This is a genomic window from Actinocrinis sp. (genome assembly GCF_035650855.1).
Classification (GTDB): Bacteria; Actinomycetota; Actinomycetes; order Streptomycetales; family Catenulisporaceae; genus Actinocrinis.
Map to the genome: position 1 here is coordinate 1 of NZ_DASRGV010000242.1, position 7,315 is coordinate 7,315.

Consider the following 7,315-nt stretch of genomic DNA (forward strand, 5'->3'; position numbering starts at 1 on the left):
GATACCGGCGCGCTGGCTGAGGTCGAGGCGCGGATCAGCGAACTGACACAGACCGCGTTGGCGGCGCTCGACGAGGCACCGATCACCGCCGAATCGCGTGAGGTGCTGGGCGAGCTCGCGGTCGCGGCGACGGCGCGGCACGGCTGACCCGGCCCGCCGAGAGGGGACAATGCCCGGGTGCGTACGGGTTTGGTGCAGAGGGATGAGGCATCCCGCGGGTCGAGGGGCGATCGGCCGGCGGCGGTAAACGCTGTGAAAAGCGGGTCAGCGGTGCTGGCACTGGCGCTGGTCCTGCTCGTCTCCGGCTGCTCGAGCGCGACTGGAGGAGGTGCGACAGCGCACCGTGGTGGCTCGACCTCATCCGGCATTGCTTGTTCGGCCTCAATCACTCCCCCGTCCGGGATGTCGGTGCTCACGGTCACTCAGTTGCCTTCGCAGGCCGTCGCAACGCTGCGGTTGATCGCATCCGGTGGCCCGTACCCATACACGGAGGACGGCACCGTCTACGGGAACTACAGCGGCGCGTTACCCCGTGAGCGTTACGGCTACTACCACGAATTCACGGTCGTGACTCCAGGCTCCGCTACCCGTGGCGCCCGGCGGGTGGTAACCGGGGCCGACGGCGAGGACTACTACACCGCGGATCACTACGGCACGTTCGACTGGATTGCCTGCGCGAACTGAGGGATTGCGGTCAGCAAGGAAACTCGCCCGGGAACATACGCGGCCTACTCGAACACTTTTGGTTACCGACGAATCGTCGACACAGAGTCACGTTCCACGGGAGTCTGAAAGCTTCAAAAGCCACAAAAGCGGCAAATCGCCGTCACGCTCGGTGAAGGGCGGCATCCCGAGCGAGAAGTTTTGTCGAAAGGGTCGCCAAGCGCTGGAGGCCCATGAATAATCCTCTTCGAGGCCTCGTCGTCCCCCCGTGCGATGGGGCCTCGCCCCGAGTGACGCGTACAGGCGGGTCCCTCCCCCCGTGGGGATCACGCCGGAGCGCGTCCGGGCGCCGGCCCCTCCCCCCGTGGGGGTCAGGCGCCTAACCACGGTGCGTGCGTGGTCCCTCCCCCCGTGGGGATCCCCGCACCGCTCGGCGTCGGAACCGCCCCTCGCCGCCCGCAGTGTCCTCCCCCGGGACCGTGGCGGTGAACCCCTCCGACGCCCGCGGAGAGTCCTCGACAACTCTCCGCCGCGGCCTCGTCGCTCCCCCGTGCGACGAGGCCGCCTCATTTTTCGGAACAGTGCCGTGCGAAGCAGAACAGCGCGAAGCAGCGCCTATTTTCATGGAACGCTCAGGTCACACTCACGGTAGCCGAACGGGCCTCCGGAACCGTGGTCGCCATGAGCCAAGTGATCTACGACCGGCCGCCCGGCCTCGACGACGGCACCCAACCGCCCCGGCAACGTACCCGCCTCGTGGAGATCGTGATCCCGGTTTACAACGAGCAGCTGGTACTGGCCGACAGCGTGCACCGGCTCCATGAGTACCTCGCGGAGAACCTGCCCTACCCCTTCCGCATCACGATCGCCGATAACGCGTCGACCGACGAGACGTGGGCGGCAGCTCTCGACCTCGCCGACCGCTATCCGCACGTCGATGCGGTACACCTCGACCAGAAGGGCCGGGGCCGCGCACTGCGCACCGTGTGGGAGGCAAGCGACGCCGAGGTCGTCGCGTACATGGACGTCGACCTCTCGACCGGCCTTGACGCCTTCCTACCGTTGATCGCGCCGCTCATGTCAGGGCACTCAGATCTGGCGATCGGCTCTCGGCTGGCGCGCGGTGCGGCTGTCGTGCGCGGGCCGAAGCGCGAGTTCATCTCCCGCACCTACAACCTGATGCTGCGCTCGGCGATGGCCGCCCGGTTCTCGGACGCGCAGTGCGGCTTCAAGGCCGGGCGCACCGAGATCATCAAGGCCCTGCTTCCGCAGGTGCAGGACCAGGCCTGGTTCTTCGACACCGAACTGCTGCTGCTCGCCGAGCGCAGCGGGCTGCGGATCCACGAGGTGCCGGTGGACTGGGTGGACGACCCGGACAGCCGGGTGGACATCGTGCAGACCGCGCTCGACGATCTGCGCGGCATGTGGCGGGTCGGCCGGCAGGCGCTGCGCGGGGGCTTCAAAGCGCCGGTGCAGGCGCGCGTGCTGGCCGCGCAACTGCCACAGGGCATGCGAAAGCAGCTGCCGAGCTTCGCGATCATCGGTGTCGCCAGCACCCTGGCCTATCTGCTGCTCTATTGGGTGCTGCGCGCCGTCTGCCCGGCGTACCTCGCCAACACCCTCGCGCTGGCCCTCACCGCGATCGCCAACACGGCCGCCAACCGGCGCTATACCTTCGGTGTGCGAGGCAGTGCCAATGCCCTGCGACACCAGTTCGAAGGCGGCGTCGCGTTCCTCATCGGCCTCGCCCTGACGAACGGCGCGCTCGCGGTGCTGAGCGCGGCCGCGCCGGGTACGTCCCACACGGTCGAGCTGGCGACCCTCATCGCGGCGAATGCGATGGCCACCCTCGTCCGATTCCTGCTGATGCGCGCCTGGGTCTTCAATCCCCGGCGTACCGGTCAGCCCGAGCGCCCGTAGCGGAGTACTTCACATGACTGACCAGCTTCCGGCCGTACCGGAAGAAATCACGTGGCCGGCTCCGTTCGCCGCCGTTCCCGGCCCTGCGCCGGCGAAGCGATCGCGGTTGCAGCGTGCCTACCTCGGCGATCCCGGGGATCCGCGCTGGGCAAGGCCCGCGCTGCTGGCGATTCTCGCGCTGAGCGCGGCGCTGTACTTGTGGAACCTGACCGCCAACGGCTATGCGAACGAGTTCTACGCGGCCGCGGTGCAGAGCGGGACCAAGAGCTGGTCCGCGATGTTCTTCGGTTCGATCGACACAGGGAACTTCATCACCGTCGACAAGCCGCCGTTCGCGCTGTGGGTGATGGAGGTCTCGACCCGGGTCTTCGGCTTCTCCAGCTTCGCGATGCTGGCGCCGATCGCGCTGTGCGGCGTGGCCGCGGTCGGCGTGCTGTACTCGGCGATACGGCGAACATTCGGGCACGCGGCGGCCGCGGTAGCCGCACTCGTCATGGCCCTGACTCCGATCACCGTGGCGATCAACCGGGACAACAACCCGGACCCGGTGCTCGTGCTGTTGATGACGCTCGGCGCCTGGTTCACCCTGGAGGCGCTGCGCACCAAGCGGCTGCGGCCGCTGCTGTGGGCGGCCGTGATGCTCGGCTGCGCGTTCAACACCAAGATGCTTCAGGCGTACATCGTCTTGCCCGCGCTGGTGCTGGTGTACCTGTTCGCGGCCGACGGAGGGTTCTGGAAGCGCACTAGGCATCTGACGATCTTCACGGGCGTGCTCGCGGTCGCGTCGTTCTGGTGGATGCTGATCGTCGACGCCATCCCGGCGAGTTCGCGTCCGTATATCGGCGGCTCCTCGACGAACTCGGTGTGGGACCTGGTGATCGGGTACAACGGCCTCGGCCGGATCACCGGGAACGAGTTGGGCAACGGGTTCGGGGGTGGAGGCGGCGGCGCGAGCTTCTCCGGCACCTCGGGCTTCGGCCGCCTGTTCAACGACATCCTCGGCACGCAGATCTCCTGGCTGCTGCCCGCGGCCGCGATCCTGGGCGTCGCGGCGCTGGTATTGCGCGGCAAGGCGCCACGCACCGATCCGGTCCGGGCCTCGCTGCTGCTGTGGGGGCTGTGGCTGGGCGTGCACTTCGTCGTGTTCTCATATCAGCAGGGCACGATGCACCCGTACTACGTCACGACGCTGAGTCCTGCGATCGGCGCGCTGGTCGGCGGGGGCGGCGCGGTGGTCTGGGAGCGGATGCACGAGCGCAACTGGGCGTGGCTCGTCATTCCGGCGGCGGTCGCGATCAGCGCGCTGTGGTCGATCGCGTTGCTGCACCGGACTTCGTACGCGACGTGGCTGGTCCCCCTCATCGCCATCGCGGCGATCGTCGCGATCGGCGCGCTGGTGGCCGTGCGGCTACGGCCTCGGCAACGCGCGCGGTTCGGCGCGGTCGGCCTCGCGGCGCTGCTGTTCGCCGGGCTTGCCGGGCCGACGGCTTTCGCGGCCGCCGCGGCGAACTCCACCGTCAACGGGACCAATCCGCTGGCGGGGCCGTCGAACGGCTTGATGGGCGGTCCCGGCGGCGGCTTCGGTGGGCGCGGCGGCGGCGCCGACGGCTTCGGGCGCGGTGGCTTCGGTGCGCAGGCAGGGCCGGGCGGCCAGGCCGGCGAGCTGCCTTCGTTCGGCGGTGGTTCCGGTTCGGGTTCCGGCGGCGGCCAGGGCGGCTTCCCCGGCGGCTTCCCGGGCGGCCTGGCCGGAGACCTCCCGGGATTTCCCTCGGGCGGCGCCGGAGGCGGCGGTACCGGCGGAACCGGCGGCTTCCCGGGCGGCGGTCCGGGCGGTGCCCAGCTGTCCTCGGCGATGATCAGCTATCTCGAGGAGAATCAGGGCTCGGCGAAGTGGCTGCTCGCGGTGGCGAACTCGAACTCGGCCGCTTCGCTCGAGCTGCAGACCGGGCGCTCGGTGATCTCCATGTGGGGCTTCACCGGCAGCGACCCGGCGATGACCGCGGCCAAGCTGCAGCAGCTCGTGGCCTCCGGCGAGCTCAAGTACGTGATGCTCGGCGGCGGCATGGGCGGTGGCGGCTTCGGCGGACCCGGCGGCGGCAACTCGGCGAGCAGCCAGGTGCAGACCTGGGTCGAGCAGCACTGCACCGCGGTGTCGGCCAGCGCCTACGGCGGCTCGAGCTCCTCGTCCAGCGGTTCGTCGACGACGAGCTCGACCTCCGCCTCCGGCCTGTACGCGTGCACGGCCGGCGCCGCGTCGAGTTCGTCCTCCTCCTCCGGAAGCACCGCCTGACCGCGGCGGCCGCGTGGCGCAGAGCACAGCGCCCCTTCTCGTCAGAGCGACGAGAAGGGGCGTATGCTTGGGTCATGGCGCAGCTGCGGATCGCTCTGGCACAGATCAACCCGACCGTCGGCGATCTCGCCGGCAACGCGGCGCTGATCCTCGACTCGGCCCGCAAGGCGGCCGCGGAGGGTGCGCACATCCTGGCCACGCCCGAGATGGGGCTCACCGGCTATCCGATCGAGGACCTGGCGCTGCGCCCCTCGTTCGTGCAGGCCGCCCGCGCAGCCCTGGACCAACTCGCCACCCGGCTCGCGAAGGAGGGGCTCGGCGAGCTGGTGGTGATCGCCGGGTATCTCGACGGCATCGCGGACGACGAACCGCGCATCGGCCGCCCGGCCGGCGCGCCGCTGGACGCCGCCGCGGTGATCCACCGCGGCTCGGTGCTCATGCGCTCGGCCAAGCACCACCTGCCGAACTACGGCGTGTTCGACGAGTACCGGTACTTCGTGCCGGGCGACGTGCTGCCGGTCATCCGGGTGCGCGGCGTCGACGTGGCCCTGGTCATCTGCGAGGACATGTGGCAGGACGGCGGCCCGGTCGCCGCGGTCGCCGAGTCGAACGCCGGGCTGCTGCTCTCCATCAACGCCTCGCCGTACGAGCTGAACAAGGACGACGTGCGGTACGAGCTGCTGGCCCGGCGCGCCGCCGAGGCCGGGTGCCCCATCGCCTACGTCAACCAGGTCGGCGGGCAGGACGAACTGGTCTTCGACGGCGACTCGATCATCGTCGGCGCGGACGGCCGGGTGCTCGCGCGCGCCGGACAGTTCACCGAAGAGCTGTTCGTGACCGACTTCGAGCTGCCCGCGGCCGAAGGCCCGGCGCAGGACGCGGTCGCGAGCAACGGCCTGGCGATCCGCCGCGTCGTCGCCTCCACCGAGCCCGCCGGGCCGTACCAGCCGCGCCCGGCCGTCATCACGCCGCGCCTCGACGACCTCGGCGAGATCTACCAGGCGCTGGTCACCGGTTTGCGCGACTACGTGCGCAAGAACGGCTTCTCGACCGTGCTGCTCGGCCTTTCCGGCGGCATCGACTCGGCGCTGGTCGCGGCGATCGCCTGCGACGCGCTCGGACCGCAGAACGTCTACGGCGTCTCGCTGCCCAGCCGGTACTCCTCGGACCACTCCAAGGACGACGCGAGCGACATGGCGCGGCGCACCGGAATGCACTACGAGACCGTCCCGATCGCGCCGATGGTCGAGGCGTATCTCAAGACCCTGGCCGACTCCGGCACCGCGCTGACCGGACTGGCCGAGGAGAACCTCCAGGCCCGGGTGCGCGGCACGGCGCTGATGGCCCTTTCGAACCAACGCGGGCACCTGGTGCTCGCGACCGGCAACAAGTCGGAGCTCGCGGTCGGCTACTCGACCCTCTACGGAGACGCGGTCGGCGCGTTCGGGCCGATCAAGGACGTCTCGAAGACGCTGGTATGGGCGCTGGCGCGGTGGCGCGACGAGGAGGCCGAGCGACGCGGCGAGGTACCGCCGATCCCGCGCAACTCGATCGAGAAGGAGCCGAGCGCCGAGCTGCGGCCCGGCCAGCGGGACACCGACTCGCTGCCGCCGTACGAGGTGCTGGACGAGATCCTGGAGCTGTACGTCACCGGCGACCACGGCCGCGAGGAGATCGAGTCCCGCGGCTTCGACACCGAGCTGGTGCAGCGGGTGCTCAAGCTGACCGACACGGCCGAGTACAAGCGGCGCCAGTACCCGCCGGGCACCAAGATCTCGGCCAAGGCCTTCGGGCGCGACCGGCGGCTGCCGATCACCTCGCGCTGGCGCGAGACCGCCTGACGGTTCGTCTGAACCTGGTCAGGTGGCAAGAAGCAGGCCAGGCGACTGACGGCTACGCGCTGACCGACCGGCTGCCGGTGCGCTCGGCGGCCACAGCTTTGACGCCTGCCACGCTCGGCGCGTCAGTGTCCGTCTCGTTCGGCCTCGCCGCCGCGCCACGCAGCAGGTCGTCGGTGAGGCCGACGCTGAACTCCCGGCCGGCCGGCTCACCGAGCGGGTAGCGCGCGGCGTTCAGCATGGTCGAGGTCAGGATCAGCATCGTGCGCTCCACGTCGAGGTCGGGGCGCAGCTCCCCGGTCGCGACGCCGCGCCGCAGTACCTTGCGGTACAGGTCCCGGCGCGGCTCGATGACCACTTCGTGATACCTGCGGTACAGCGTCGGGTTCGCCTTGCTCACGTTCGTCAGCACGTTGTACGCCGAGCCGCTGTGTTCCTCCTGCAGGTGCCGGCGCATCTTCTCGAGCAGGAAGATCAGGTCCTCGCGCACCGAGGCGCCCGGCGGCACGATCTTCTCGTGGTCCGGGTGCAGGCGGCGGCAGATCGCGTCGATGACCAGCGCCTCCTTGTTGGGCCAGCGCCGGTAGATGGTGGCCTTCCCGAC

5 protein-coding genes are annotated in these 7,315 nt (G+C 70.0%); 4 read left to right on the forward strand and 1 reads right to left on the reverse strand.

The annotated features are described in order from the left end of the window. The first annotated feature begins 402 nt into the window (after window positions 1-402). From VFB40_RS17710 to VFB40_RS17725, 4 genes are all read left to right on the forward strand, one after another. Window positions 403-684 carry a guanyl-specific ribonuclease gene (locus VFB40_RS17710; protein WP_414642104.1) on the forward strand — a complete coding sequence of 94 codons (282 nt, stop codon included), beginning with the start codon at window positions 403-405 and terminating at the stop codon, window positions 682-684. A 660-nt stretch (window positions 685-1,344) separates the two neighbouring features. Next, window positions 1,345-2,583 (forward strand): bifunctional glycosyltransferase family 2/GtrA family protein, encoded by a 1,239-nt coding sequence (locus tag VFB40_RS17715; RefSeq protein ID WP_324852021.1) that lies wholly within the window; start codon window positions 1,345-1,347, stop codon window positions 2,581-2,583. 13 nt (window positions 2,584-2,596) lie between these two features. After that, entirely contained in the window at window positions 2,597-4,873 is a 2,277-nt protein-coding gene (locus VFB40_RS17720) for a glycosyltransferase family 39 protein (RefSeq protein ID WP_324852023.1), read from the forward strand. Window positions 4,874-4,947: 74 nt separating this feature from the next. Next, window positions 4,948-6,714, forward strand: a complete 1,767-nt coding sequence (locus tag VFB40_RS17725) for an NAD+ synthase (RefSeq protein WP_324852025.1) — start codon at window positions 4,948-4,950, stop codon at window positions 6,712-6,714. Window positions 6,715-6,766: 52 nt separating this feature from the next. Here the strand turns inward: VFB40_RS17725 and VFB40_RS17730 are convergent. After that, window positions 6,767-7,315: TetR-like C-terminal domain-containing protein (locus VFB40_RS17730; protein ID WP_324852027.1), on the reverse strand; the 549-nt coding region annotated here is incomplete at its 5' end.

Excerpts from the sequence above, each read along its gene's own strand:
- VFB40_RS17710 (WP_414642104.1), top strand. The coding sequence starts at position 403 with ATGTCGGTGCTCACGGTCACTCAGTTGCCTTCGCAGGCCGTCGCAACG.
- VFB40_RS17715 (WP_324852021.1), top strand. The coding sequence starts at position 1,345 with ATGAGCCAAGTGATCTACGACCGGCCGCCCGGCCTCGACGACGGCACC.
- VFB40_RS17720 (WP_324852023.1), top strand. The coding sequence starts at position 2,597 with ATGACTGACCAGCTTCCGGCCGTACCGGAAGAAATCACGTGGCCGGCT.
- VFB40_RS17725 (WP_324852025.1), top strand. The coding sequence starts at position 4,948 with ATGGCGCAGCTGCGGATCGCTCTGGCACAGATCAACCCGACCGTCGGC.